The sequence below is a fragment of the Endozoicomonas sp. ISHI1 genome, assembly GCF_024606225.1.
Taxonomy (GTDB): domain Bacteria; phylum Pseudomonadota; class Gammaproteobacteria; order Pseudomonadales; family Endozoicomonadaceae; genus Endozoicomonas_A.
The window spans coordinates 25,791-51,096 of sequence record NZ_JAGRPU010000026.1; the positions used below are offsets into that span (position 1 = coordinate 25,791).

The window sequence follows — 25,306 nt, forward strand, 5'->3', positions numbered from 1 at the left end:
TGGCATTATCTGCCATTATTACCTGTTCACCAACGCTACTTTAGAGGATTGAGAGGACCTCAGAACTTGGCAAAGCAACTTCAAGCCATTCGCGGGATGAATGACATCCTGCCAGATCAGAGTCCAGCCTGGCAGTATCTGGAATCCAGACTCCGTAACCTGATGGCGACCTACAGTTATCGCGAAATCAGAATGCCTGTGGTTGAGCCCGGTCCTCTGTTTAGCCGGGGTATTGGTGCAGGTACGGATATTGTCGAAAAGGAAATGTATACCTTTGAGGATCGCAACGGCGAGAGTCTTTCTCTGCGTCCTGAAGGTACAGCGGGTTGTGTACGTGCTGGTATCCAGCATGGTCTGCTTTATAACCAGACACAAAGACTCTGGACTATGGGCCCCATGTTCCGTTATGAGCGCCCACAGAAAGGACGTTATCGTCAGTTTCACCAGTTCAGTGTTGAAACCTTCGGCATGGCTGGCCCCGATATTGACGCAGAACTCATATTGTTGACTGCCAGGCTCTGGAAAGAGCTGGGTATCCATAAACATGTGCGTCTGGAACTGAATACTCTGGGAACATTGGAAGCTCGCCAGAATTATCGTGAGGCTTTGGTCGAGTACCTATCCCGCTTTGAGCAGGAACTGGATGAAGACAGTCGAAATCGTTTGAGTATTAACCCTCTCAGAATTCTCGATAGCAAAGATAAGCGCACCCGGGAAATTGTTGCAGATGCCCCTGTACTGCACGATTATCTGGACGCTGAATCGGCCGGGCATTTTGAAACCCTGAAAAGTATTCTTGATGCAGCAGGGATTTCTTATGATGTCAATCCACGTCTGGTTCGCGGGCTGGATTACTATAGTCGGACCGTGTTTGAATGGATAACAGAGAGTCTTGGCGCACAGGGAACCGTCTGCGGTGGTGGCCGCTACGATGCCCTGGTTGAATTGCTGGGTGGCAAGCCAACACCGGCAGTAGGGTTTGCCATGGGGCTTGAGCGTCTGGTGTTAATGTTGGAAACACTCAACCTGGTTCCCGGGTCAGTTCATAAAACCGTTGATGTCGCAGTCGTCACCCGAGGGGAGGGTGTCAGTGCTAAAGCTCTCCCTATGATCGAGCAAATAAGAACAGGTGTTCCAGGCGTGCGCATTTTGGTGAATTGCGGCGGAGGCTTTAAAGGGCAGATGAAGAGGGCCTTCAGCAGCGGAGCTGATTACGCTTTCATCGTTGGAGAAGATGAGTTGGCCAGTCAGTCGGTATCCGTTAAGCCTTTGTCAACGGATGGTGAGCAGGAGAGCATGGGTATTCCTGCTGTGGTTGAATTTTTGAAAAAGCGAATTCAGGAGTAAAGCGTGAGTCGCTCAGATGAAGAAGAAGTAGAACTGCTCAAAAACCTCTGGCAGGAATACGGAAAGCCCGTTGTTGCCAGTGTCGCTATCACAGTCATCGCTATTTTTGGCTACAAGGCTTACCAGAAGAATCAACTGGAGACAGCAGCTGCTTCATCACAGCTTTACCAGAGTCTTCTGGAAGCTACCCAGACAGCTCATGGACAGCCACTGTCAGAGCAGCAGAAATCCACCGTTAAACACGTAGTGGAAACTCTGCAGTCTGATTATGAGAGCACTGATTATGCGGCTTTTGCAACGCTGTTTCAGGCTCGTGAACAGGTTCTGGATAACGATCTTGAGGGTGCTCGTTCTTCTCTTGAATGGGTGCTGGCTCAAAAGCCTGATCTGGAAGTTGAGTTGGTAACTCGTGCCAGGTTGGCGCGAGTGATGCTCAGCCAGTCTGGCGATAACGCTCAAGCAGCGCTGGATGTCCTGACCAAGGCCAAGTCAGAAGCCGGTTTTGTAGCTACAATCGAGTCTGTTCGAGGCGATGCGTATCTGGCGATGGGTCAGAGAGACAAAGCACGTGAATCCTATGAAAAGGCACTGGAAGCCGCCCGCACCAACGGAGAGTCCCGGCCTTTGCTGCAGTTCAAACTGGATGACCTGGCAGCCAACATAAAAGAGGGCTAATGGATGGAAAGGATAATCAGATCACTGCTGATCGTTTCCCTGACACTGGGGCTGGCTGCCTGCAGCCTTTTTTCCGATGATGAGGAAATAGTCCGCAAACCAAAACCTCTGACTGAGTTTGAACCAGATATTGAGTTGAAAGAGGTCTGGTCCAAAAGCATCGGTAAAGGTGTCGAGGACAGTTATGAGCGGCTGGTGCCCTCTGTATCTGGCGACGTAATTTATGTTGCAGGCGCCCAAGGAAATGTCTCTGCCCTGGATCTCGGGTCCGGCAGGGAAATCTGGAAGAAGAGTCTGGAATTACCCGTCGGTGGTGGTATTACTGCTGACTACGGAATGTTACTTATTGGAACCCTGGACGGTCATGTCATTGCTCTCAGAGAGGAAGATGGCAGTGAGCTCTGGAAAGCCAGAGTGAGCAGTGAAGTCATTTCTTCTCCCCAAACTAATGGCCGTGTTGTAATGGTCCAGAGTATTGATGACACCATTACCGCTCTGGATGCTGAGACCGGTAAAGAGCTTTGGCATCAGGAAAACCTGCAGCCTGCTCTGACTTTGAGAGGCTCCAGCACACCCCTTATTGAGGGGGAAGCTGTCTTTGTAGGGCTCTCCAATGGTGAGGCGAAAGCATTCAGAGTTAATGATGGAGGTCCTTTGTGGAACAGTCGTGTCTCTCTTCCTAAAGGAACCTCCGAGCTGGAGAGAATGGTCGACATTAAGGCCGAGCCACTGGTTGTAGGTGACAATCTGTTTATGGTCAGTTTTCAGGGTAATGTAGCTGCCCTGGATATGTATAGCGGGCGTATACGCTGGAGTCGAGAGCTATCGAGCTACAAATCCATTGCGGAAGGTTTTGGATCTCTGTATCTGACCGATGACAGCAGTTATATCAGTTCTCTGGATCAACGCAGCGGTGCGGTTAGCTGGAGGCAGGATAAGCTGGAATATCGTTTGCTGACAGCACCGGCGACTTACAGCAGCTTTGTGGCCGTAGGTGATTTGGAAGGCTATGTTCATCTTTTGTCTCAGGTTGATGGTGCCATGGCAGGTCGCTTTAAGGCGAGTTCATCGGCGATTAAAGCACCTCCTGTGGTATCGGGTGATTTTCTGTATGTGCTCAGTGCTGACGGTATCCTGACTGCGCTGAATCAAAAGTGATTTGCTGAATTAAGCAGTGAGTTTGGCAAAGGAAGAAAGCCGGGCTGAACCTCAGGAGGTTCGGCCCTTTTTCTGTTATTAGAATGCTGGGAATCTGTTGCCATTGGGCTTTAAGGCCCTGTTCAAACAGGTTTCAGGACAGATTGTTCCCTCTTGAACGGCAGTTTGTCTGTAACTGGTTAATCTTTGGGGGTATTCAATAGCCCCTGTGGAATGAAGTCTATGGTTCCTGTAATTGCCCTGGTGGGGCGACCCAACGTCGGTAAGTCTACTCTGTTCAATCGTCTGACGCGCTCTCGTGATGCTCTGGTTGCTAATGTAGCCGGTCTTACTCGTGATCGTAAGTATGGGGAAGGCAGAATGGGCTCCAGGCCCTATATCGTTGTTGATACCGGCGGTATCAGTGGTGATGAGGAAGGTATTGATTCGGCTATGGCAGAACAATCCCTGGCGGCTATCCGGGAAGCAGACATTGTTCTGTTTCTGGTCGATGCCAGAGCCGGATTGACGGCCGCTGATGAAATGATTGCTGATCATCTGCGTAAGCAAAACAAACAGTACCATCTGGTTCTTAACAAGACGGATACCGTTGATGCTGATCAGGCAGAAGCTGATTTTGCCGTTCTTGGTTTTGGTGATGCCTTTCATATTGCGGCCGTTCATGGCCGTGGTGTCAAAGGCATGATTGAAGGTGTCCTCGAAGAAGTGATGGGCCCGGAGTCTGATGAGTTTGAAGAAGATGAAGAGGACTCGGAAACGGTCAAGGCCAGAGGTATCAAGATTGGTATCGTTGGGCGCCCGAATGTTGGTAAGTCGACACTGGTCAATCGTTTGCTGGGTGAAGAACGTGTTGTCGTTTATGATCAGGCCGGAACTACCCGCGACAGCGTTTACATACCCTATGAACGCTGGGGGCAGGATTACACTCTGATCGATACGGCGGGCGTTCGCCGCCGAGGTAAAGTCCATGAAGTGGCTGAAAAGTTTTCGGTCATTAAAACTCTTCAGGCTATTGAAGATGCCAATGTCGTGGTACTGGTTGTTGATGCCAGGGAAGGTATCGTGGAACAGGATCTGCATTTGCTGGGCTTTGTACTGGAGGCAGGTCGTGCCGTTGTGATTGCCGTTAACAAGTGGGACGGCATGAAAGAAGAAGAGCGAAAAAAGGTAAAAGAAGAACTGGCCAGAAGACTCGAGTTCATCAATTTTGCCCGTATACATATGATCTCTGCCAAGCACGGCACAAATGTTGGTCATCTCTACGATTCCATTGATGAAGCGTATGAGTGTGCGACTCGCAAGTTGTCTACTAACCAGCTGACACGAATTTTGGAAGATGCTACTAAAATTCACCAACCGCCCATGGTTCGAAATCGTCGTATCAAACTGCGTTATTGCCATGCGGGAGCTATGAACCCGCCAACTATCATTATTCACGGCAACCAGACGGAGGAAGTACCTGCTTCCTACAAGCGCTATCTGGAAAATACCTTCAGAAAGGTTCTCAAGATCATGGGGACACCAATTCGTATTGAATTCCGTTCTTCAGAGAATCCTTATGCAGAACGCAAAGTCGTTCACAAGAAGAATCCTGGCGGTGAACGGAAGGTGACTCATAAGCGTCGTATTATTGAGCTGAAAGGCAAAAAGACGGACGGCAGGAAGAAGAAGCAGAAATCCCGCCGTTAGAGATTGCTTAATCAGATAAAAAAACTGGGTGCAAATATTGCGCTCAGTTCCATTCTATCCAGTGTCTAAATGACCAGCGACATGATTATTCAATGGTTTACCGGTTGGAATGGAATTTATTGAGACTTTCGTCAAATTAAACAGTTGTTTGAAAATAGTTATACTGTACATTGGTACTTACTATGATTTGAGATTGCATTGACATGAATACCGATGAGCAGTTAGTAAGTATTGTCCAGCAGTTCTTCCATGCAGTACCCCACTGTCGTATATTGGGGATGAAGCCGGAGCATGCATCTTCTGAAAATGTTATCGTCAGCATGCCGTTTAACGAAGAGCTGGAGGCCAACCCGGGAAGTGGTATCATTCATTCAGGAGCGATAACAACCTTAATGGATAGTGCTTTTGGTGTAGCCGCCTGCATTAGTCTGCCCGATTTTGAGACCTGTCCTACCATTGACCTGCGAATTGACCATTTGGGGTTTCCTGATCCTTTCAAGCCGGTTCGCTGCTCTGCTGAAGCCTATCGAGTCACTAAAACCGTTGTCTTTACCAGAGGCGTGGCCTACCAGGACAACCTTAGCGAACCTTTTGCTCATGGTGTGGGGACCTTTATGAGATCCGGGCGAACGTTGAGTCAAATGGCTAAGAGGCTGGCAAAATGAACATTCAGAACGGTTTTCGAGAGGTTTTGCTTCAGGCCAGGGCGACCAGTGATTACAGTCGTCTGACGGAGCTTCTGCCCTACGCCAGGAAAATTGGTATGCGTTGCCAGTCCCTGGGTGATGATGCCCTTTTCGTTCTGCCTGAAAACAGGGAGAACACAGGTAATCCTGTTTTGCCAGCACTCCATGGCGGAGTGCTGGGTGGTTTCATGGAAATGTCTGCTGTCATTCACCTGATGCTGTTTATGGATGAACCTAAAATTCCCAAGATTGTGGATTTTTCTATTGATTATTTGAGAAGCTCAAAAGTTCAGGATGTTTTTGCTGAATGCGATGTGGTGAGGCAGGGTAGTCGGATCGCCAATGTTTCGATCACTGCCTGGCAAAGCCGCAGGGAAACACCGGTGGCTACAGCCAGAGCACACTTCCGGCTCGATAGCTGATACTGCCTGACTTCATCCACTCAGGCGTGACTGTAATTCATGTCTGAGTGGTGCTTTCCTGAACACTTCCTGATACATTCCCCGACAATTATCTATTGATACAGAGAAGGCCATGAGTGGAACCTTTAATTTAGCAATTTATGATGCACAGAGTCTTGCCGGGGAAGCTGTGTTGACCGTTTTGGAAGAGAGTCATTTAGTACCTGGTGTGGTCTATCCACTGTCAGGATCTGAAGAGTCCACTGAGCCTGGTGATGAGGCTACAGTCACTTTCAAAGGCACTGAGCTTGATGTTCTCAGTGCGCTGACGTTTAACTATGCCGATGCCGACCTTCTGATTATCCCCGCTGGGTCACAAGTTAATCCTGAGGTTCTGAATCTGGCCGGTGAGGATGGCTGCCGTGTGGTTAATGGCGCTATCGGTGCTGAGGCCGAGATATACTTACCAGGTCTGTCGGATGCGGCCAAGCTGAAAGGCTTGCAGGAGGTGGCTATTCCTGCCAGCCCTGCTGCTTTGATGCTTCAGGTCATGAAGACTCTTCAAAACGCAGTGGGTATTGATTCTGTCAATGTCATGGTCAACCTTTCATTGGCTGAAAGTGGTCAGAAAGGGATTGAAGAATTGCGTGGGCAGACGATTGACCTGCTCAGTGGCAAACCGGTCAGGAAACAGCTTTTTGAGCAGCGAATTGCTTTTAATGTCTTGCCTCAAGTGGGTGATGTCACTGAGGGGGGCTTTACATCAGTGGAGCGACTGATCGCAGAAGAACTTGTGAAGGGGCTGGATCAGGATGATCTCAGGGTCAGTGCTACTTGTGTGCGTGTGCCTGTGTTCTTCGGTGACAGTCTGGCAGTGCATCTGGATCTTGATCGTTCAGTGGATGAGCAGACTATCAGGCAGCTTCTTACCGGGATCGCTGGCATTGAGTTGGCAGCCGTTGATGAAATGCCTTCTGTTGAAACCGTCGCGGGAAAAAATGTCATTGTTGTTGGCCGGATTCGTCAAAATCCGGACCATGCTGATCAAATATGTCTCTGGATTGTCGCCGATCCTGTGCGGTGTGGCGCAATTCAGGCATTGGCGGTGGCAGAGATATTGCTAAAAGACTTTTTAAAATGATAACTTAGCTAAGAATAGTGACAGTTCCCTATTGAAATTGTCAGAATGATTTTTTGTCCCGGGGCCTTGCCTTGAACGGGTAGAGGCTTCCTGACTATTAACTGTACCGGTTTTACGGCTATGAACGATCATAGTTTTTGATGTATTCCATGTTGGATACACAATGGGCACCTGTCTTCTGTTTGAGGGTACCGCATGCATCTGAAAAGCCGTTTATTATAAAAATAGTCGTCAGTGAAAAAACCTTGAGACCGAAAAGGCGAGGGTTGAGAGGTGTTGATGACCGGAATTAAGCCGTGTCTGACTCGGTTCTGCTTCTGGCGTCGATGTAAGGTGTGTTTACGGGCGGGTTTGCTTATACGCGCAGATAACAAGGATTCATAATGAAACTGCAAAAGCTTGTAGCAGCTATGGTCATATCGGGAGCAATGGGTTCCGGTCTGGCTAATGCGCTGGGGTTGGGTGAAGTGCGCTTAAATTCTGCACTCAATCAACCGCTGGATGCCGAGATTGAATTGCTGCAAGTCAGAGAGTTGACCCGGAACGAGATTCTGCCCAATCTTGCCACTCGTGAAGATTTTCAACGGGCAGGGCTCGACAGGCCTTTCAGTCTATCGGGCCTGAAGTTCAAAACCATTCTGAGAGAGGATGGCACGGGCTTTATTCATGTCACCAGTAATCAGGTTATTCGTGAACCCTTCCTTAATTTCCTGCTGGAAGTGCACTGGCCCAGTGGCCGCTTGCTCCGGGAATACACCATGCTGCTCGATCCGCCTGCCTTCAGCCAGGAACCAGCGGCTCCGGTAACCCCTGCGTTTACCCAGACGTACAACAGTGGTTACCCTTCGCCTTCACGTGGTCAGAATGTGAATCCGTTTGACCAGAGGGGTTTCTCTGAGAGCCAACCTTCCAGCTACCAGCCAGAAGAAACAACCAGACCTATCCGGGGGACACCGGTCAGGGAACAGCCTATTCGCACCGGTATTGGTAACTACTCCGGACAAAGCCAGTCAGATACTTATAAAGTGCAGCCTAATGACAATCTTTGGAATATTGCCAAAAGTGTCAGGCCTGCCAGTGATTTGAGTGTTCAGCAGACAATGCTGGCCGTGCAGAAGAAGAACCCTAAAGCCTTTATTGAAAACAATATTAATCGTCTCAAAAAAGGGCAGGTGTTGCGTTTGCCTGACAGAGTGGAAATTGAAGAAGTGAGTTTCCAGGATGCTGTTGGTGAGGTGGCTCGACAGAATCGTGAATGGCAGGCTCGTCTTGAACAACTGGATGCAACTCGACGAAGCTCTGCTGTAACAAGTGATGACGATGCTGGCAACAATGGGCGTTTGTCGATTGTTGCCACTAATGACAGCACCGGTGCTGGCAGCGATCTGGGGGGTGGGGCAGCAAATTCGACAGCCACGGCCCTGCAGAGTGAGTTGGCAATGACTCGTGAGAAGATGGATGACTTGACTCGCGAGAATGAAGAGCTTAAGAGTCGTTTAAAAGATCTCGATGATCAGATCAGTACCCTGAAGCGGCTGATAAATCTGAAAGATGATCAGATGGCTGCCTTGACGCAGCAGCCCGGAGGGGCAACGGAGCAAGAATCGCTGGAAAGCAGAACGCTTCCGACACCTGTGCAGCCATTACCAGAATCTGAGCCTGGTTTCCTGAGCTTCCTGTTCAGTCATCCCCTTTATCTGGCTTTGTCAGCTCTGCTTCCATTAGGTTTAATTGCGGCTTTGCTAGTCTACCGTCGGCGCAGGCAGGAAGAAGAGGATGAGATTGAGATTGAGGAAGAGTCCAATCTGGAACCTATGACACTGATTTCTGATGAGCCTCAGGAGGGGCGGGAAGAGTTCGAACTGGATGAGACGCTTGAAATTGATGAAGACACTTTGCTGGCAGATGAAGAACAAGAAGAGACGACTCAACAGACCGACGATGCGATCAGTGAAGCCGATATCTATATTGCCTACGGCCGATTTCCACAAGCTGTTGAGTTGCTGGAGAAAGCCATTGAGAATGAGCCTGATCGAGCAGATTTGAGACTCAAACTGCTGGAAGTTCATGCTGAAAATAATGATCTGGAGAGCTTTAAAGACGCTCTGGCGGGTGTTGAGTCGCTGGATGATCAGGATGCCCTTCGTCAGGCTGATGCCTATAAAGCCCGCTTCTCATCTGAAGCATTCTCCGAAGAGGCTTTTTCCGGAGATATTGCTCCGCAAGCGGCTATTGAAGAAGATGATGATCTTGAGTCATTTGATCTGAATGAAGCACTCGGCGATGAAAGCGATGTTGATCCTGACGCCGAACTTGGTGATCTGGATTTTGATCTGGATGACTTGGAATTAGATAATGAGGTCACTGAGTCCACTGATGATCTGGACTTCCAGCTGGATGATTCTGATCTCGAGTCTGAACAGGTCAGGGATGATGCTTCTCAGGCTTTTGATGGGCTGGAACTGTCGTCAGAGTCGGCAGCAACTGCTCAGGAAGAGAATTCAGCTTCAGTCGATGATCTGGATGTTCCGGGGCTCGAATTGGATGAAGTCGGTCTTGATGCGGAAGAAGAGTCTCTGGGTCTTGGTGATGGGCTGCCGGATTTGGAATCAGTTCTGGAAGATGATGATCTGGACTTCCTTTCTGATGATGATGAAGCGGCAACCAAATTGGATTTGGCAAGAGCTTATATTGACATGGGTGATAATGAAGGGGCCCGGGATATTCTGCTTGAGGTGCTGGAATCTGGCAGCGACGAACAAAAGCAGGAAGCTCAGGCATTGATGGAGCAAGCGGGTTAACAGACTTTAATCATGACAGACAAAGCCCGGAATAGACCCACTCCGGGCTTTTTATTCATCTTTCTACCCCTACCAATTCTTTCTGCCTCCTGATAAATTTCCCTCCTTTTAATGAATGGAGTGAGTGTTTTTCATGCCGCGATTAGCTGCCAGTGTTCAATATGATGGTTCCCGCTACCACGGTTGGCAAAGTTTGAAGTCAGGGCTTCCCTCGGTTCAGGCTGCTGTAGAAAAGGCGTTGTCAAAAGTAGCCAATCATCCTGTCGCTGTCGTTTGTGCAGGAAGAACGGATGCCGGTGTGCATGGTTGTAACCAGATTATTCACTTTGACACTGAGTCAGTTCGTAGTGGCTACGGCTGGACATTTGGTGGGAATTCCAACTTGCCGGATGACATCACCTTCAACTGGGTCCAGCCTGTCAGTGAAGACTTTCATGCTCGCTACTCTGCTTTGTGGCGCAGATATCGCTACATAATTCTTAATCGCCCGGTGAGACCTGCTCATCTGCCCAGAGGTGTCACCTTTTACTACCGTCCACTGGATGTAGAGTGGATGAATATTGCCGGGCAGTACCTCATGGGTGAACATGACTTTGATTCTTACCGTGCGGTGCAGTGTCAGGCGAAACATGCGGTTCGTGAAATTCAGCACCTGAATGTTTACAGGCATGGCGATATGGTTGTGATAGATGTCAGGGCGAATGCGTTTCTTCATCATATGGTAAGAAACATCACGGGTGTTCTTCTGGAGATTGGTGCCGGTAGAAAGCCACCTGTCTGGGCAAAAGAAGTGTTGGATGCCAGAAGTCGTTCTGAAGGGGGTGTTACAGCAAAGCCCCATGGTCTTTATTTTGTCGATGTAGGTTACCCGGCAGAGTATGAACTGCCAAAAAGTGAACCGAACCCTTTCTTTGTAGCTTCGGCGCTGCCCTGGTGACCCGGAGGTTCCTTGACAACCCGGTGTCCTGTGGGGTCTGTTATTGAATAGGGCATCTGGCTTTATCGATTAGTATCCTTTACAGCCGCGAAAATGCTTTTTCGTTCATGGCTATTTTAAGGCAACCAGGGATGGGTGATGAGAAAACGACATATGTCTACAGTAGGCTTTATTGTCTTCGTTGCAGCTCTATTGGTGTTGAGTGGATTCACTCGGGCCGGATCACTGGAATGGGGCGGTCAGGAGGAGGGGGTCTGTCTGCAGGAGGGTTCGAAGGAGCGAGACCAATGGAGTCAGAATATTAAAAAAAAGTTTAACTGGCTGCCTCACTTCAGCGGTGGAAGATTGGCCTATTCCCGGTCTTGTGATCAGGACAAAATGCAAGACTGGGAGGTAGATGAAGATGAGGTGGTTTCTGGAGAAGGCAGAAGGCTGAATGTTTTCCGATGGCGCAAGCAGTTTTATCCATTAACGTCAGAGCGCAAATTTGGTGTCCTTTATCCGGTTCGGTATCTGCAGCAACGTTTGAGCTTTCAATTCAGAGATAGTCGCTACTGTCTGGTATTGAACAAGAATAAGCGCTTTGAAAGCCTTTCCTGGGAGCAGTGTCTGCAATCTGTCGACACTCGCTGGTTATTCGATCTGCCAACTGATCCTGGTGAGGATGGGTTGATAGGTCTGGCAGGAATTGACAGTAATCAAGATGGTGTTCGTGATGATGTTGAACGGTTTATTGAGAGAGCATTAGGAGGTTCTGAAAAGGAGAGGAAAGCTGCTCTGTCATTTGCCAATAGTCTCCAGAAAGAGTTGATAAGCGCATATGACCAAAACGCAGTGATAGCTCTTGAGCCAGAAACAGGCGCCGCACTGGACTGTATGTCATTTGTTTTGGAGGATAAGGCAACAAAGTTTCTCTTGGAGTTAGAAGCAAAAACATACAATACGTCAGAGAGATTGAGGGCATGGAACAAGCTAAACAGTTACTTCAGCGGTATGACATTCACTTTGACTGATGATTTGGAGAGTCAATGTAACTTTAAACGTGAACAGCAGAACTAAATATTCAGGGAAGAATATGAAAAATTATTTGATAGTGCTGCTTTTGCTAGCGGCTTCAATAGTGAATGCAAATGAATGTCAGGTTTCTCCACCCGAATTGGCTCTTTACTACGGTAATGGGATGTTTAATAGTCAAAAAGCTGCTCGAGAGTCAAGGAATAGCTTAATTCGACTGATGAGAAATCAGCTGCCCGGCTACAGGATCAACTATAAGCTTTCTTATAACTACAATGAAAACCCTGTCGATCAAGTACTCGAAGTGGCGCGACAAAAGCTGCTGCAGGATTACAGTAATTTTTTGTTGTGGCTTTCGGGTCTGGAGTTGGCACCGGACTGGTTCCGGGAAGGGTTGGAGCTGATTGTAACCAGCTATGATGCATTCAGTTACCTGTTCGACAGTGATCTTCGCAGGCATATCAGTCAATACACGCAAGACATCAACCAATGCCGGAAGGTTTTGCTAGCAGCCTGTCGGACTTAAGCGTCCGTAGCGAGGATTGCAAGAAATTGAGGATAAAAATTTCTGCTTCTGAGGAGAATAGCGAGCTATTTGACGAAGAAGCAGGAATTTTTAGACCAATTTATTGCAACCGCAGTAGGACAGTCTTAAGTCCGACAGGCTGCTAGTGGCTCATTCTCAGGGGAACTTTTATGGTAATGAGTCCTGGCGTTCGGTTTATCAGACTTCGACTGCCGGTATTGCCTGGAATGAGTTGAAGTTAATGGGCATGGTGTCAGTGGCGACTCCGGCCAGTCAGGTAGGTTATCCCTTGAGTTATCCAGTTGATCAGCAGAGTGTGACCCGATACCTGACGCTTTTTGATGATCTGGTGATTAATTTATTGAGAAGCGCTGCCTTTGGACCTTTACCTGCCAATGTAACAAACAGTACTGTGAGCGACGACTGGAAAAATCATAGCTTTGGGATGAGTTATGTTTTAGGTGATCCCAGTGGCCAGTTGTTGAAGGACCAGATCAGAAGCGTTGCCTACAGTCTGGAAACCTTACCCTTTGATCGGCAGCCGGTAGACTCATCGGCGCTGGCATCTGCAGGCTATGATCCAACAGCCCGGATACTGGAAATCGAGTTTGTGGGTAGTGACAGTCTCTATCGATATTACGATGTGCCTAAGAGTGTCTATCAGGATTTGCTGTCTGCTGACTCTGTCGGTCGTTATTACAATCTGGCCATCAGGGGGCAATACCCTTCCAGGCGTTTGAACTGAGGTGAGTCTTACTCTTGATTTGGCTCTTGTCTTTTCAGTATGAGACAAGAGTCGGCTGTTTCTGCTAACATCCACCTTCTGCTTTCAGATCCTGTTTCATTTCCTGCTCCTGCAGGGGGAAGCTGTATGGAAGCATCCTGTTCAATGACTCCCATCGCTTACTCATCATAGAAACCTTATTGAACCGGTTTGTCTGATGATCGGGAGAGTTCGCTGTCATCGAATGCTATTGGCGTTCTTTATCAGCTATAGGCATTAGGAGAGGTATCGTTGAAGACTCGGATCAAGGTCTGTGGAGTCACCTCTGTAGAAGAAGCGCTGGAAGCGGTTAATGCGGGTGCTGATGCACTGGGTCTGGTGTTTTATGCGCCCAGCAAGCGGTTTGTGACCGTCCGTAAGGCTCGAGAAATTGCCACGGCAATCCCACCTTTTATCACCCTGGTGGGTTTGTTTGTTGACGCTGAGGAATCCGTTATCCGGGAGGTTCTGGATCACGTCCCGCTGGATCTGTTGCAGTTTCATGGCAATGAGACCGATCAGGAGTGTGAGCGATGGCGAAGAAGATATATCAAGGCACTCAGAGTACGTCCCGGGACGTCTGTTAAGGAAAGTGCTGCCGCTTATCCCGGTGCCTGTGGTCTGCTTCTGGATTCTTATCGTAAAGGTATACCCGGCGGAACCGGTGAGGCTTTTGACTGGCAGTTGATACCGGACAGTCTGGATAAGCCCGTTATTCTGGCGGGTGGTCTGAATCCTGAGAACGTTTCGCAAGCCATAGAACAGGTTGCGCCCTTTGCTGTCGATGTCAGCAGTGGTGTAGAGAATGACAGGGGCAAAGACCCCGAAAAGATGAAAGCCTTTGTCGAGGCGGTAAAACAATGACTGTAGATTATAAGACTCTGGATTATAAAAAGTTGCACGAGCTGCCGGATGAATCCGGTCATTTTGGTCGTTTTGGTGGACGCTATGTCGCAGAAACACTCATGTGTGTTCTTGAAGAGCTGGAATTGACCTACAAGAAGCTTTGGAATGACCCCGATTTTCAGGCTGATTTTGACCGTGATCTGGCTCATTACGTAGGCAGGCCCTCACCGCTCTATCATGCTGAGCGCTGGTCTGAAAGTCTGGGTGGTGCACAAATCTACCTGAAGCGTGAAGATCTGAATCATACCGGTGCCCACAAGATCAATCATGCAATTGGTCAGGCGCTGCTGGCCAAACACATGGGTAAAAAGAGGATCATTGCCGAAACCGGTGCAGGTCAGCATGGTGTAGCTACCGCCACGGTTGCCGCGAGGCTGGGTCTGGAATGTATCGTTTACATGGGTGCCAAAGACGTTAAACGTCAGGCGTTGAATGTTTACCGAATGAAGCTGCTTGGGGCCACAGTTGTGCCGGTAGAGAGTGGCTCTCAAACACTGAAAGATGCTATCAACGAAGCACTCCGTGACTGGGTAACCCGTCCGGAAGAAACCTTTTATATTCTGGGAACGGTTTGTGGTCCTCATCCGTACCCGGAAATGGTGCGTAATTTTCAGAGTGTTATTGGTCGTGAAGCTCGCAGGCAATGTCTGGAAATGACCCGGCGTCTGCCCGATGCTCTGGTAGCCTGTGTAGGTGGTGGCTCCAACGCTATGGGATTATTCTACGAATTTTTGCAGGATGAAAACGTCAAAATCTACGGTGTTGAAGCCGGTGGTCACGGTGTTGAGTCTGGAGAGCATGCTGCAAGAATGTCTGGAGAGAGGCAGGGCGTTTTCCAGGGGCAGCGCAGTTTCCTGATGTGTGACGACGATGGTCAGATAACTGAAAGCTATTCAGTATCGGCTGGTTTGGATTATCCGGGAGTAGGCCCCGAGCACAGTCATCTCAGATCTGTGGGTCGTGCTGAATATCCCTGTGTCACAGATGATGAGGCTCTGGCTGCATTCAGAAACCTGACACGTATGGAAGGTATTATGCCGGCTCTTGAGAGTTCTCATGCCCTGGCTTTTGCTGAGCAGCTGGCTCCAACCATGGAGAAAGATCAGATTATTCTTGTCAACCTGTCTGGTCGGGGCGACAAGGATATTCATACCGTGGCTGAAATTGATGGACTTACGTTCTAAGCATTGAGGGAGAAATCATAATGAGAATTAAACCATGCTTTGAGCGATTGTCTTCGGAAGGTCGTAAGGCCTTGATGCCCTACATGACGGCGGGTGATCCGGCGGATAAGACCGTAGACATCATGCACAAGATGGTAGCCAGCGGTGCTGATCTGATCGAATTGGGTTTCCCGTTTTCGGATCCCGTGGCTGACGGACCGGTGATTGCAGAGGCTCATGAGCGGGCATTATCACAAGGTGTTACATTGAATGACGTTTTTTCAATGGTAACTCGCTTCAGGGAAAACGATAATACGACCCCGATTGTCCTGATGGGCTACCTTAACCCGGTAGAAGTTATGGGTTATGGGGTGTTTGCTGCGCGGGCCGCTGAAGCCGGTGTCGATGGTGTACTGATTGTTGATTTGCCCGCGGAGTTTGCTGGCGGTCTGGTTGAGCATTTAAAGCCCAGGCAGATTGATATGATCAACCTGATTACGCCCACTACCACCGATGAGCGCATTCAAAAGATCTGCTCTGTTGCTTCAGGGTTCGTATATTACGTTTCAGTGAAGGGAGTGACAGGCTCAAACAAGCTGGATCTCGGCAGTGTTCAGTCCAGAGTGGCTCACATCAAAGGGTTTACCGACCTGCCTGTTGGTGTCGGTTTTGGTATTCGTGATGGTGAGTCTGCAGCAGCCATTTCTTCGGTTGCAGATGGTGTGGTAGTAGGGTCCCTGTTGGTATCCGAGCTGGCCAATTACCAACGCCAGGGCGAAGGTGCTATCGACCGGGTCTCTGGTCATCTACAAGCAATGCGTCAGGCAATGGATAAAGGTTAACCCGATGAATTAAGGCGATAGACAATAGGGAGTGCCCTGAACATTCAGGCGCTCTCTATTTTCAATCTTGCCAATAGACAGGTAGCGTGAATGAGTAACTGGCTAGTCGATAAATTGATACCTTCGCTGTCACGTTCTACAAGTCAGCAGAAGAGCAGTAATGTGCCAGAAGGATTATGGCGCAAGTGTGTTAAGTGTGAGTCGGTTCTGTATCGCCCAGAGCTTGAGAGAAATCTGTACGTTTGTCCAAAATGCAGTCACCACATGCGTATCGGTGCCCGAAAGCGTCTGGAGTACTTTCTGGACAAAAGCACTACTGAAGAATTGTTCTCTGAGATAGAGCCTGTCGATAAGCTCAAGTTCCGGGATTCAAAGAAATACAAGGACCGTCTGGCATCTGCTCAAAAGCAGACGGGTGAAAAAGATGCTCTGGTCGCTATGAAAGGCCAGCTGGATGGTCTGCCTGTGGTTGCTGTGGCTTTTGAATTCAGCTTTATGGGTGGATCAATGGGTTCTGTTGTTGGCGAGAAGTTTGCCCGTGCCGCAGAGCTGAGTCTGGAACTCAAGGTTCCTTTTGTTTGTTTTTCAGCCAGTGGTGGTGCCCGCATGCAGGAGGCTTTGTTTTCCCTGATGCAGATGGCAAAAACCAGTGCGGCATTAGAGCGAATGAAACAACAGGGAGTACCTTATTTCTCTGTGCTCACAGATCCCGTTTATGGAGGTGTATCTGCCTCTTTGGCTATGCTGGGTGATGTGAATATTGCCGAGCCCGGTGCATTAATCGGTTTTGCGGGTCCACGGGTGATCGAACAGACGGTTCGTGAAAAGTTGCCTGAAGGTTTTCAGCGTAGTGAGTTTCTGCTGGAGCATGGGGCAATCGATATGATTGTTGATCGGGGCGAAATGCGTTCGACGGTCGCTCGACTTTGCAGAAAAATGCAGGGAATGGCTTCAGTGCCTGTTGAGTCGGATTCGGAATTCGGTGCAGATGGGGAAGACGTGATTACTGCAACTGGGTGATACCTGTAAAGTTGGCCGGAGATTTCAAAAAGTGCTTTTTTCTTGATCTTGCACAACGGTGAATATACGTTGTTGGGCTTAATGTGGCTATGCGTCCTGAAGTTGCTGTTTTTTTAAATCAGAGTGAGCGCAGGGGATTTTTAAAATCATCTGAGTTGCTTTAAGTGCAGTATTCTGGCTATGTCTACTACGTCTGCACTGATACGGTAGTAAGCTACGTATTCAGTTCCGGCAACAGGTAGCTTTCGATATAAGCGTTCCTTATGGCCTGCCTCTGGGAATGCTTCAATTTGCTCCAGGGTAGCCGACATAAATTGAGCGATTTTGCCTGCAGCATTTGGGTGTAGTCGATCAAGGTGTTCGATATGACTGAGGAAGTCATCCTCGGCTCGTTTTGATATTCTTGACTTCATGGCTTTTTAGACAGACTTTCTTTGGCTTCTGTCAAAAAGTCACCCAGTGGTCTTGTAGAGACTTCTCCAGAGTCAATACCCTCTAGTGTCTTTTCAACCTCTTCTATTTGCCACGCTGTCTTGTCAATCAGATCATTCACAGCTTCACGGATTAGATAAGAGACGTCTCGATCTCTTATCCGTGCTAGCTCATTAAGTTTATCAAGCGTTTCCTGTTCAAATTTTACGCTTTTGACTGCCATGGGCATAGCGCTGCTCTCTCTGGAGTATTTTGCAGTAGTTCAAGGTAGTACGACCTTTCACAAATAACAATAATAAGCTCAGGGGTATTTAATTTGAGGCATGTTTAGCCTCGCCAAAATTCATTAGAGATCACCCGTTCAAAGCCAGACGTAGAACGATTTGAGTGGTTGGAATGACATCAGCAATAGCTGCTACGAGTCTTTATGTACTGTTAGTTAGTCGCACTACACTAGATATTTATTAATGAGTTAGTCTGGCCAAAATTCATCATTGATCACCTGTTCAAAGGGCCACTCGCATTGTGTGGGAAATGTCGTTTCTGGTAGGCCAGTCTCTTTGAATGCTCTGATTTTTGCAGCGTCGTAAGCTTCGGCAGCTGCCTCAGGGAGTCTGGGCTTAAGTCCCGGATTTTCCTCAATGAATTTTTTTAGGCGGAATCTTTGTTCTTTGATTGAGCCCTGCCAGCTTGTGCTCCTGTTTTCAGGTTGGAATTTCCACTTCAAAAGATGCATGAGCAATACGTCCAGTCGATGACTCAGCTGGCGATATTCGCTTCTGCCCATGCTTTCGATTTCCTCGAGAATGTTATCCAAATCCAGTTCTCCCAGTCGACCCTGACGGATTAAATTGGCTTGTTGCTGTGTCCAGCTATAAAAATCAGTCTCGTAAAGCTGTTGAGTCATCGAAATTCCCAACAATGGATTCACCCGAAGGTCAGATGTAGAATGATTTGAGCAAATATGCAACCATACGTCCCCCAAGATGTTCTTCTAAGGAATCCCCTGCATGACATACCAGCAAAACGGTCAGCCTCCCTTCGAGCAGCTGTCTGATTGGCTTGACTGGTTGGAAAACACCCGGCCTGAACACGAAATGGAACTTGGGCTGGACAGTATAAGAAAAGTGGCTGAAAGGTTGGATCTTACAAAACCTGCTCCTTTCGTTATCACGGTTGGTGGCACTAATGGTAAGGGGTCAACGGTCGCTATTCTTGAGTCTATTCTCTCGGCTGCTGGTTACAAAGTAGGCGTCTACACCTCTCCGCATCTGCACAGATTCAATGAGCGTATTAAAGTCAATGGTGTTGAAGCAAGCGATGAAAGCCTGTGTGCCTCCTTTCAAAAAGTGAACGACGGGCTTGGCGGTGACTGGCTTTCCTATTTCGAATTCGCAGTGCTGTTGGCCGTAGATGTTTTTCAGAAAGAAAAAGTAGACATTGCGCTTATGGAGGTTGGGCTGGGCGGTCGTCTGGATGCCACTAATGTGATTGAGCCGGATGTCTCCGTAATCACTACAGTAGGGTTGGATCATCAGGACTGGTTGGGTTACAGTATTGAAGCGATCGCAAAAGAAAAAGCAGGTATTTTTCGCTCCGAAAAACCAGCCATATTTGGTGGTGTGGAGACTCCAGGCAGTATCGTCGATCAAGCTGTCAGGCTGGAGTCAGCTCTGTACAGAAGAGATAAAGAATTCGAGCTAAAAGAAGAAAGTAGAACATGGAGTTGGAAGGGTTTAAACAAAACGGGTGAATGTATTGAGTATGTCGACCTGCCTATGCCCGCATTAGTTATTGATAACGCTGCTACTGCTCTGCAAGCAATTCAGTTTTTACCTGATGCTGTAAGCCGTGATGCAATCGTAGAAGGTTTAAAAATATCGAGCCTCCCTGGTCGTTATGAAAAAGTGATGGAGATCAATAAAAGGGGGAAAAAAGTTCAGGCTATTCTCGATGTTGCGCATAATCCGCAGGCAGCAACAAAGCTGGCAGAGCGCCTGAAGGCAGATCCGGTCTCAGGAAAAACTCGTGCACTGATTGGGATCTACAAAGATAAGGATTATCACGGAGTTATCGAGTCTCTGTCTGAAGTGGTCGATGAGTGGGTGGTTGCCGATTTTGATTCGCCCAGAGCGCTTGATAAGACTGTTCTGAGTGAAGCGGTTGCCAGATATTCTGAACTACTGCCTGTTATCGCTGAAAATGTAGAGTTAGGTTTTCAGCAACTAAAAGAAGTATCAACTAGCAGGGACAGGGTGCTTGTTGTGGGTTCGTTTTTGATGGTTGGTGCAATTTTGTGCGGTGGTGCTGAAGTTTCTCCTTCGAATTGATTTATCTTCTATTATTGTCTCGTTTTCCTGAGTGTATTTAAGGTTATTTTGTAAAGTTGTCGTTTAATGCAGGTGGTTTTCACTGATGATCATGTGTAGGATTAACCCCTTTATCGTAATGCTGCGTGATGGTTAGATAAGTCTGTCGATCACAAACTTCCTGGTTTTGCAATACCTGCTAGAGCTATTTAGTCAATAAATAGTAGGTAATTTTTAAGCTGCTTTTCAGAGAGAGTGTAATCTGAAGGGCGGTAGCGTGAATAAATGCTGGGTATATTTTTTATTTTTCGGAATTTTAAAGAGTAAAAGTCTTGCTCGGCGAGAATGTCAACTATCATAAAATCCGAAGCTTATGCAAGAGGTTTGTTTGTTGTCAGAACTGGCTCAGCCAGCTTAAAGAAGTCGGCAGGTGAAAATTAAGCAATGATTGAGAGAGTGTCTGGTGCGATTGACTAAATCCGAGCAGCAAGCCATTGTGACAGTTATCCGGCAGCTTGACCCTGATGCTGAAATTTGGCTTTTTGGATCGAGAGTTGATGACCAGGCCAGAGGTGGGGATATAGACTTACTGATTCTGTCGCATAAATTGAACTCGGCGGATAAACAGAAGATCAGGTTAGCGCTCTATGAAAAGCTGGGAGAACAAAAAATAGACTTGGTCATTGCTGCTGATGATTCTGACCCATTTACTCGAATAGCATTGGCAGAAGGAGTTTCTCTGTGAATGAAGGCAAAGCCGAAAAACGACGGGTAGCGATAAAAGAAGACCAGTTGTTGCTATTGCAGCAACAGTTGGAAAGCATGAAGCACATGGAGGAGTTGCTTGAATGGTCTTTGGCTCGTTGCCAGTCTGTGAGCCTTCAAAAGGAAAGCATGCCAGAGCTTGAAGATCTGGAAAAGTTTGAATCCCTCACCGCTCGCTTTGCCCGTTTTAATGACATCTTGCTGCAGAAAATATTCCGCCTGATCGATGTTATAGATCTGGAGCATGGAGGTACCGTTCGCGACAGAATCAACCGGGCTGAGAAAAAAGGTCTGATTAATAACGCCATTGAATTTATAGAAATTCGTGAACTGAGAAACAGTATTGCCCATGAATATCAGCCAGAGGCTTTGACCCTGATTTTTCCTCAGGTTCTCAAATTTGTGCCAGTATTGCTTGATGTTGCTGAGAGGGTTAGGGGGTATTGTCGGCGGTATGATGGTGGTTAGCATCACTCTTGCTGATGTTGTAGTCAGGGTTTAGGACAGGGAAAAATCATGAAAATCCCTGAAGTCCTTGCTGGGCAGGCACTTTCATGATTTTCTCGTGGGTGTATACGACAGGTTAATACCATTGAGAATCACAAACGAACATGCGGCCCATATTTGCAACGTGCTTCAGCATTACTTTGGTGCCAAAACTGACATCTGGCTCTTCGGCTCAAGAGTTGATGATAACCAGCGTGGCGGTGATATTGATCTCTATATAGAAACCGACCTGCAAAGTCCGGAAGCGGTTTTTGATGCCAAACTCCACAGCCTGGTGGACATCAAACAGCACATCGGTGACCAGAAAATTGACCTGGTCATTTACCGACGAGGAAAACGCCGGGAAGCGATTCACCATGAAGCCAGAAGTACCGGGATTCGACTCAATGGCAACAGAGCTGGGGTAATGAATGAGTAGCGGACGACAAATTGCAGACGTTACCGGGCGCACCCTCTGGATTTGTGACCGACATGCCTTGCGTCTTGAATGGGTGATGGCCGAAGTGGAAAGCCTGTTTCCATTAAGTGTCAATGCATTTGACAACCTTACCCCGACTGAAGTGGCTTACATGGACCAATTTTCCACCCGGTTCAGTAAATTACAGGATGCCATGGGGGTAAAACTCTTTCCTCACGTTCTGGATTTAGTGGGAGAGCAGGGGGCACTGAACACCTTTATCGACAAGCTCAACCGGCTGGAAAAAATAGGGGCCATTGATAATGCAGCCCAATGGCCTTTATTTCCTGAGATGCGTAATGCTTTTGCCCATGACTACCCGGAAGACAGCGAACTGAACGCCGAGACATTGAATCGAGCCATGCCGCTGGCCAGCAAGTTGTTAAAGGTCTACCGCAATATTCGGGATTTTGCCTTGCGCTATGGTGCTATTTTGCCTGGGGAGTGCAACGGTGGCTGACAACATTAAAATCGAATACGGAAAGTTCAAACAGTCATTAACACTGCTGGAATCTCAATACCATCATCAGCAGACACTTGATCACACATTACCCGGCTGGCTGCAAGAGGCAGTATCGGAATCCGTTATCCGGCGATTTGAAACCTGTTATGACCGTCTCTGGAAAGTGCTAAAACGCTATTTGAAAATCAGTCTGGGGTTACCCGACGTTCCCAACAGCCCGAAACCGCTATTCAGGATTGCCAATGAAAATAGACTATTGCCGTCGGATATTTCGCAATGGTTGATCTATGCGGATAGCCGTATTGATACATCTCATGATTATGATGGTGAAAAAGCAAAGGTAGCACTTGATTTAATGGGTGATTTTATAAAAGATGCGATTGCCCTATACGAGACCATGAGCGGAGAACACTGGGAATGAACGGTTCTACCAATCATCCCCCGGAACCCATTGACCTGACGCGCGATGAACGGATGCTACTACAGGCATTGCTAAAAAAACATTTGCCCGATATCACAGTCTGGGCTTATGGCTCAAGAGTCACTGGCAAGGCCCATTTCGCATCGGATCTTGATATGGTGATCTTTTCCGGCCCGGAACAAGCGATTGCGATAGCTGAACTTCGGGAAGCGCTGGAAGAAAGTAACCTGCCATTTCGGGTCGATCTTTTTGTTTGGGATCAGGTGCCTGAGAATTTCCGGAAAGTGATTCTAGAGAAGTTTGTTGTTATTCAATAAGCTATATGACCCGAGAAACAGGTCATGGCCGCACAGAAAGCCGGATGTATTTTATCAGTGATATCTTCGATGAGTTTGTGAATTTTTCCTTCGACTACATCAGCTCTGCAGAGCTAACGGCTGAGCAATTGGGTAAGGCCAGCCGGGAGCATTGGCACATCGAGAATAAACTTCACTGGAAACTTGATATTGCGATGAGAGAAGACGAGTGTCGCATCCGAAGAAATGACGGAGCAGAAATTTTAGCAGGCTTTAGACATATTGCAGTCAATCTGCTGAACAACACGAAAACCTTCAAAGCAGGTCTGAAGAGAAATTAAAAGATAGCAGCTATGAGTACACGCTTTCTGGCTGAAGTTCTTGTTGGGCAGGCACTTTCATGATTCTGCCGTGCCGCTGGCGTGACCGATATGCCCAGGAAGGCTTCTCCGGGATTGAACAGGATCGAGCTCGCAGTGGCCGTAAAAAGCAGATTGATGCCGCTGAGATTGTGAGTCTGACCACAAACACCCTTCCGGAAAATGCCACTCACTGGAGCACCCGAACTATGGCTGCTGTTAGCGGTATCAGTGAAAGAAGTGTTCGCAGGATATGGCATGCATATGGCCTCAAGCCTCACCTGGAAAAGACATTCAAGGTGTCCCGAGACCCGAAATTTGTGGAGAAGCTTGAAGATATTGTCGGACTTTATCTGTCTCCTCCTGAACATGCGTTGGTGCTGTGCTGTGATGAAAAAAGTCAGGTTCAGGCGCTCGATCGAACACAGCCTGGTTTACCGTTGAAGAGAGGGCGTGCCGCAACAATGACTCATGATTATAAACGACATGGTACAACCACTCTCTTTGCAGCGTTGAATGTGCTTGATGGTGCTGTCATCGGTCAGTGCCAGCAGCGTCATACTCATGTGGAATGGTTGAAGTTTCTTAAACAGATAAATAGGGAAACGGCAAAAGACAAAGAGCTGCACCTGATTTGCGACAACTATGCGACTCACAAACACCCGAAGGTGCGAGAGTGGCTGGAAAAACATCCTCGTTTTCATATGCATTTTACGCCAACGTCAGCATCATGGTTAAACATGGTTGAGAGATTTTTTCGGGATCTCACGAGTCAGCGGTTACGCCGTGGTGTGTTTATCAGTGTGCCAGAGCTAGTCAGCGCGATTGATGAATATATTGAAAAACATAATCAAAATCCCAAGCCGTTTATCTGGACTGCTAAGGCAAATGACATCTTAGAAAAAGTCGTACGGGCTAATCGCCGGTTAAGTTGCAAAAAGAACGACGCACTACATTAGGTGGTATTGTCGGCGGTATTATGGTGAGTAGTGAATAAGCAGAAGTGCGATTTAGCTGCATGAGTTTAGACGTCATCTGCCTTGAAAATGACCGCTAAGATATGGTGTCATTTTCCGGGTTAAGGAAAATTATGAAAGTTTTGATCGTTTTTGGTACACGTCCTGAAGCCATTAAAATGGCGCCTGTCGTCAAAGCATTATATTCACACCCCAAAATTGAAGCCCGAGTTTGTGTGACAGCGCAACATCGGGAAATGCTTGACCAAGTATTGAAGTTATTTGAAATAGAACCAGATTATGATCTGAACATCATGCTGCCAGGTCAAACATTGACCGATATAACCAGCAATATTCTAAAAGGTATGGAATCCGTTCTTCGCGAGTGTAAGCCAGATGCGATTTTGGTGCATGGTGATACTACAACAACTTTGGCAACTTCACTGGCTGCATTTTATCAGCAAATACCCGTGGGGCATGTTGAAGCAGGCCTTAGGACTGGAGATTTGTATTCACCGTGGCCAGAAGAGGCGAACCGAAAAATTACTACAGCTATTGCTAAATGGCACTTTGCGCCCACGGAAAGTGCGAAAGCCAACTTGCTAGCCGAGAACGTTGCGAAAGAAAATGTCCTGATTACTGGTAATACAGTCATTGATGCGCTGTTGGAAGTAAAAAATAAACTGGAAAATGATCATGAGCTTCAATCACGTTTCTCAGATCAGTTTGATTTTATTGCCAACAATTCCAGGATTATTCTGGTTACTGGTCATCGCCGGGAAAGTTTTGGTGATGGCTTCGAGCGCATTTGTGAAGCACTGGCAGTAATAGCCAAGCAGAAACCCAACGTACAGATCATTTACCCGGTACATTTGAATCCAAATGTCAGGGAACCCGTTAACCGGTTGTTGAGTGACATTGATAATATCCATTTGATCGAACCACTGGACTACTTGCCTTTTGTTTGGTTAATGAACCGTTCGGATATTATCCTGACCGATTCTGGTGGGATTCAGGAAGAGGCTCCGTCTCTTGGTAAGCCAGTGTTGGTAATGCGTGACACAACAGAGCGTCCAGAAGCGGTAACGGCAGGTACCGTCAAATTGGTTGGTACGGATTCTTCAAGAATTATTGATACCATTACTACTTTGCTGAATGACAGCAAAATCTACGAAAAAATGAGCAAAGCCCAGAACCCATATGGGGATGGTAAAGCCAGCGACAGAATTATCGGTCATCTGATCAATTCATAATTTTTATCTTCTTTTTTGC

The 25,306-nt window shown here is 47.6% G+C and carries 28 protein-coding genes and 1 pseudogene; 26 read left to right on the top strand and 3 right to left on the bottom strand.

Annotation, left to right across the window (positions count from 1 at the left end; genetic code table 11):
• Positions 1–66 precede the first annotated feature (66 nt).
• From hisS to accD, 16 genes are all read left to right on the top strand, one after another.
• The gene (gene hisS, locus KBW69_RS16000; RefSeq protein ID WP_257281495.1) at positions 67–1,347 is read left to right on the top strand and encodes a histidine--tRNA ligase; all 1,281 of its coding nucleotides are present in this window, start codon (positions 67–69) and stop codon (positions 1,345–1,347) included.
• 3 nt (positions 1,348–1,350) lie between these two features.
• Complete coding sequence (locus tag KBW69_RS16005) at positions 1,351–2,022, top strand: tetratricopeptide repeat protein (protein WP_257276206.1); 672 nt, start codon at positions 1,351–1,353, stop codon at positions 2,020–2,022.
• A 3-nt stretch (positions 2,023–2,025) separates the two neighbouring features.
• Positions 2,026–3,180 (top strand): outer membrane protein assembly factor BamB, encoded by a 1,155-nt coding sequence (gene bamB / locus KBW69_RS16010; protein ID WP_257281496.1) that lies wholly within the window; start codon positions 2,026–2,028, stop codon positions 3,178–3,180.
• A gap of 222 nt (positions 3,181–3,402) precedes the next feature.
• The gene (gene der / locus KBW69_RS16015; RefSeq protein WP_257281497.1) at positions 3,403–4,869 is read left to right on the top strand and encodes a ribosome biogenesis GTPase Der; all 1,467 of its coding nucleotides are present in this window, start codon (positions 3,403–3,405) and stop codon (positions 4,867–4,869) included.
• A 203-nt stretch (positions 4,870–5,072) separates the two neighbouring features.
• A complete protein-coding gene (locus tag KBW69_RS16020) occupies positions 5,073–5,534 on the top strand; it encodes a PaaI family thioesterase (protein ID WP_257281498.1) in 462 nt (153 codons plus the stop codon).
• Complete coding sequence (locus KBW69_RS16025) at positions 5,531–5,977, top strand: PaaI family thioesterase (RefSeq protein WP_257281499.1); 447 nt, start codon at positions 5,531–5,533, stop codon at positions 5,975–5,977. The genes KBW69_RS16020 and KBW69_RS16025 overlap by 4 nt, the downstream gene beginning before the upstream one ends.
• A gap of 112 nt (positions 5,978–6,089) precedes the next feature.
• A complete protein-coding gene (locus KBW69_RS16030; RefSeq protein WP_257281500.1) occupies positions 6,090–7,097 on the top strand; it encodes an Asd/ArgC dimerization domain-containing protein in 1,008 nt (335 codons plus the stop codon).
• A gap of 383 nt (positions 7,098–7,480) precedes the next feature.
• Positions 7,481–9,898 carry a FimV/HubP family polar landmark protein gene (locus KBW69_RS16035; RefSeq protein ID WP_257281501.1) on the top strand — a complete coding sequence of 806 codons (2,418 nt, stop codon included), beginning with the start codon at positions 7,481–7,483 and terminating at the stop codon, positions 9,896–9,898.
• Between the two features lie 133 nt (positions 9,899–10,031).
• On the top strand, positions 10,032–10,835 hold the full coding sequence (gene truA, locus KBW69_RS16040) for a tRNA pseudouridine(38-40) synthase TruA (RefSeq protein ID WP_257281502.1): 804 nt from the start codon (positions 10,032–10,034) through the stop codon (positions 10,833–10,835).
• 138 nt (positions 10,836–10,973) lie between these two features.
• On the top strand, positions 10,974–11,894 hold the full coding sequence (locus KBW69_RS16045) for a hypothetical protein (RefSeq protein WP_257281503.1): 921 nt from the start codon (positions 10,974–10,976) through the stop codon (positions 11,892–11,894).
• 16 nt (positions 11,895–11,910) lie between these two features.
• Positions 11,911–12,375 (top strand): hypothetical protein, encoded by a 465-nt coding sequence (locus KBW69_RS16050; RefSeq protein WP_257281504.1) that lies wholly within the window; start codon positions 11,911–11,913, stop codon positions 12,373–12,375.
• Positions 12,376–12,520: 145 nt separating this feature from the next.
• Positions 12,521–13,120: a KTSC domain-containing protein gene (locus KBW69_RS23850; protein ID WP_257281505.1), complete on the top strand. Its 600-nt coding sequence runs from the start codon at positions 12,521–12,523 to the stop codon at positions 13,118–13,120.
• Between the two features lie 270 nt (positions 13,121–13,390).
• Positions 13,391–14,002 (top strand): phosphoribosylanthranilate isomerase, encoded by a 612-nt coding sequence (locus KBW69_RS16060; RefSeq protein ID WP_257252526.1) that lies wholly within the window; start codon positions 13,391–13,393, stop codon positions 14,000–14,002.
• Positions 13,999–15,228 carry a tryptophan synthase subunit beta gene (gene trpB / locus KBW69_RS16065; RefSeq protein ID WP_257281506.1) on the top strand — a complete coding sequence of 410 codons (1,230 nt, stop codon included), beginning with the start codon at positions 13,999–14,001 and terminating at the stop codon, positions 15,226–15,228. The genes KBW69_RS16060 and trpB overlap by 4 nt, the downstream gene beginning before the upstream one ends.
• Before the next feature lie 17 nt (positions 15,229–15,245).
• Positions 15,246–16,049 (top strand): tryptophan synthase subunit alpha, encoded by an 804-nt coding sequence (gene trpA, locus KBW69_RS16070; RefSeq protein WP_257281535.1) that lies wholly within the window; start codon positions 15,246–15,248, stop codon positions 16,047–16,049.
• A 90-nt stretch (positions 16,050–16,139) separates the two neighbouring features.
• Positions 16,140–17,069, top strand: coding sequence for an acetyl-CoA carboxylase, carboxyltransferase subunit beta (accD, locus tag KBW69_RS16075; RefSeq protein ID WP_257281507.1), 930 nt, complete (start codon positions 16,140–16,142; stop codon positions 17,067–17,069).
• A 146-nt stretch (positions 17,070–17,215) separates the two neighbouring features.
• Here accD and KBW69_RS16080 read toward each other — a convergent pair whose 3' ends face one another.
• From KBW69_RS16080 to KBW69_RS16090, 3 genes are all read right to left on the bottom strand, one after another.
• Positions 17,216–17,482, bottom strand: coding sequence for a type II toxin-antitoxin system RelE/ParE family toxin (locus KBW69_RS16080; RefSeq protein WP_257276503.1), 267 nt, complete (start codon positions 17,480–17,482; stop codon positions 17,216–17,218).
• Entirely contained in the window at positions 17,479–17,724 is a 246-nt protein-coding gene (locus KBW69_RS16085; protein ID WP_257276502.1) for a CopG family ribbon-helix-helix protein, read from the bottom strand. Before KBW69_RS16085 ends, KBW69_RS16080 begins: the two co-directional genes overlap by 4 nt.
• A 249-nt stretch (positions 17,725–17,973) precedes the next feature.
• Complete coding sequence (locus KBW69_RS16090) at positions 17,974–18,408, bottom strand: DUF29 domain-containing protein (RefSeq protein ID WP_257252533.1); 435 nt, start codon at positions 18,406–18,408, stop codon at positions 17,974–17,976.
• Positions 18,409–18,511: 103 nt separating this feature from the next.
• Here KBW69_RS16090 and folC point away from each other — a divergent pair, with 103 nt between their 5' ends.
• From folC to wecB, 10 genes and pseudogenes are all read left to right on the top strand, one after another.
• Entirely contained in the window at positions 18,512–19,831 is a 1,320-nt protein-coding gene (gene folC, locus KBW69_RS16095; protein ID WP_257281508.1) for a bifunctional tetrahydrofolate synthase/dihydrofolate synthase, read from the top strand.
• Between the two features lie 442 nt (positions 19,832–20,273).
• On the top strand, positions 20,274–20,555 hold the full coding sequence (locus tag KBW69_RS16100) for a nucleotidyltransferase domain-containing protein (RefSeq protein WP_257252536.1): 282 nt from the start codon (positions 20,274–20,276) through the stop codon (positions 20,553–20,555).
• Positions 20,552–21,043: a hypothetical protein gene (locus KBW69_RS16105; RefSeq protein WP_257281509.1), complete on the top strand. Its 492-nt coding sequence runs from the start codon at positions 20,552–20,554 to the stop codon at positions 21,041–21,043. Before KBW69_RS16100 ends, KBW69_RS16105 begins: the two co-directional genes overlap by 4 nt.
• Positions 21,044–21,167: 124 nt before the next feature.
• Positions 21,168–21,500, top strand: coding sequence for a nucleotidyltransferase domain-containing protein (locus KBW69_RS16110; protein ID WP_257281510.1), 333 nt, complete (start codon positions 21,168–21,170; stop codon positions 21,498–21,500).
• Positions 21,493–21,999 (top strand): hypothetical protein, encoded by a 507-nt coding sequence (locus tag KBW69_RS16115; protein WP_257281511.1) that lies wholly within the window; start codon positions 21,493–21,495, stop codon positions 21,997–21,999. Before KBW69_RS16110 ends, KBW69_RS16115 begins: the two co-directional genes overlap by 8 nt.
• The gene (locus KBW69_RS16120) at positions 21,992–22,423 is read left to right on the top strand and encodes a nucleotidyltransferase substrate binding protein (RefSeq protein ID WP_257276500.1); all 432 of its coding nucleotides are present in this window, start codon (positions 21,992–21,994) and stop codon (positions 22,421–22,423) included. Before KBW69_RS16115 ends, KBW69_RS16120 begins: the two co-directional genes overlap by 8 nt.
• Complete coding sequence (locus KBW69_RS16125) at positions 22,420–22,740, top strand: nucleotidyltransferase family protein (RefSeq protein WP_257276499.1); 321 nt, start codon at positions 22,420–22,422, stop codon at positions 22,738–22,740. The genes KBW69_RS16120 and KBW69_RS16125 overlap by 4 nt, the downstream gene beginning before the upstream one ends.
• A gap of 44 nt (positions 22,741–22,784) precedes the next feature.
• On the top strand, positions 22,785–23,060 hold the full coding sequence (locus KBW69_RS16130) for an ISAs1 family transposase (protein WP_257281512.1): 276 nt from the start codon (positions 22,785–22,787) through the stop codon (positions 23,058–23,060).
• A 44-nt stretch (positions 23,061–23,104) separates the two neighbouring features.
• Positions 23,105–24,037: pseudogene (locus KBW69_RS16135) on the top strand (IS630 family transposase); the annotation flags it as partial.
• A 131-nt stretch (positions 24,038–24,168) separates the two neighbouring features.
• Positions 24,169–25,287: a non-hydrolyzing UDP-N-acetylglucosamine 2-epimerase gene (wecB, locus tag KBW69_RS16140; protein WP_257274207.1), complete on the top strand. Its 1,119-nt coding sequence runs from the start codon at positions 24,169–24,171 to the stop codon at positions 25,285–25,287.
• Positions 25,288–25,306 lie beyond the last annotated feature (19 nt).

Coding starts and splice junctions, on each gene's coding strand:
- KBW69_RS16045 (WP_257281503.1), top strand. CDS start 10,974: ATGAGAAAACGACATATGTCTACAGTAGGCTTTATTGTCTTCGTTGCA.
- KBW69_RS16125 (WP_257276499.1), top strand. CDS start 22,420: ATGAACGGTTCTACCAATCATCCCCCGGAACCCATTGACCTGACGCGC.
- KBW69_RS16085 (WP_257276502.1), bottom strand. CDS start 17,724: ATGGCAGTCAAAAGCGTAAAATTTGAACAGGAAACGCTTGATAAACTT.
- der (WP_257281497.1), top strand. CDS start 3,403: ATGGTTCCTGTAATTGCCCTGGTGGGGCGACCCAACGTCGGTAAGTCT.
- KBW69_RS16115 (WP_257281511.1), top strand. CDS start 21,493: ATGAGTAGCGGACGACAAATTGCAGACGTTACCGGGCGCACCCTCTGG.
- KBW69_RS16030 (WP_257281500.1), top strand. CDS start 6,090: ATGAGTGGAACCTTTAATTTAGCAATTTATGATGCACAGAGTCTTGCC.
- KBW69_RS16050 (WP_257281504.1), top strand. CDS start 11,911: ATGAAAAATTATTTGATAGTGCTGCTTTTGCTAGCGGCTTCAATAGTG.
- KBW69_RS16025 (WP_257281499.1), top strand. CDS start 5,531: ATGAACATTCAGAACGGTTTTCGAGAGGTTTTGCTTCAGGCCAGGGCG.
- bamB (WP_257281496.1), top strand. CDS start 2,026: ATGGAAAGGATAATCAGATCACTGCTGATCGTTTCCCTGACACTGGGG.
- folC (WP_257281508.1), top strand. CDS start 18,512: ATGACATACCAGCAAAACGGTCAGCCTCCCTTCGAGCAGCTGTCTGAT.
- KBW69_RS16130 (WP_257281512.1), top strand. CDS start 22,785: ATGTATTTTATCAGTGATATCTTCGATGAGTTTGTGAATTTTTCCTTC.
- KBW69_RS16035 (WP_257281501.1), top strand. CDS start 7,481: ATGAAACTGCAAAAGCTTGTAGCAGCTATGGTCATATCGGGAGCAATG.
- accD (WP_257281507.1), top strand. CDS start 16,140: ATGAGTAACTGGCTAGTCGATAAATTGATACCTTCGCTGTCACGTTCT.
- wecB (WP_257274207.1), top strand. CDS start 24,169: ATGAAAGTTTTGATCGTTTTTGGTACACGTCCTGAAGCCATTAAAATG.
- KBW69_RS16020 (WP_257281498.1), top strand. CDS start 5,073: ATGAATACCGATGAGCAGTTAGTAAGTATTGTCCAGCAGTTCTTCCAT.
- trpB (WP_257281506.1), top strand. CDS start 13,999: ATGACTGTAGATTATAAGACTCTGGATTATAAAAAGTTGCACGAGCTG.
- truA (WP_257281502.1), top strand. CDS start 10,032: ATGCCGCGATTAGCTGCCAGTGTTCAATATGATGGTTCCCGCTACCAC.
- KBW69_RS16090 (WP_257252533.1), bottom strand. CDS start 18,408: ATGACTCAACAGCTTTACGAGACTGATTTTTATAGCTGGACACAGCAA.
- KBW69_RS16080 (WP_257276503.1), bottom strand. CDS start 17,482: ATGAAGTCAAGAATATCAAAACGAGCCGAGGATGACTTCCTCAGTCAT.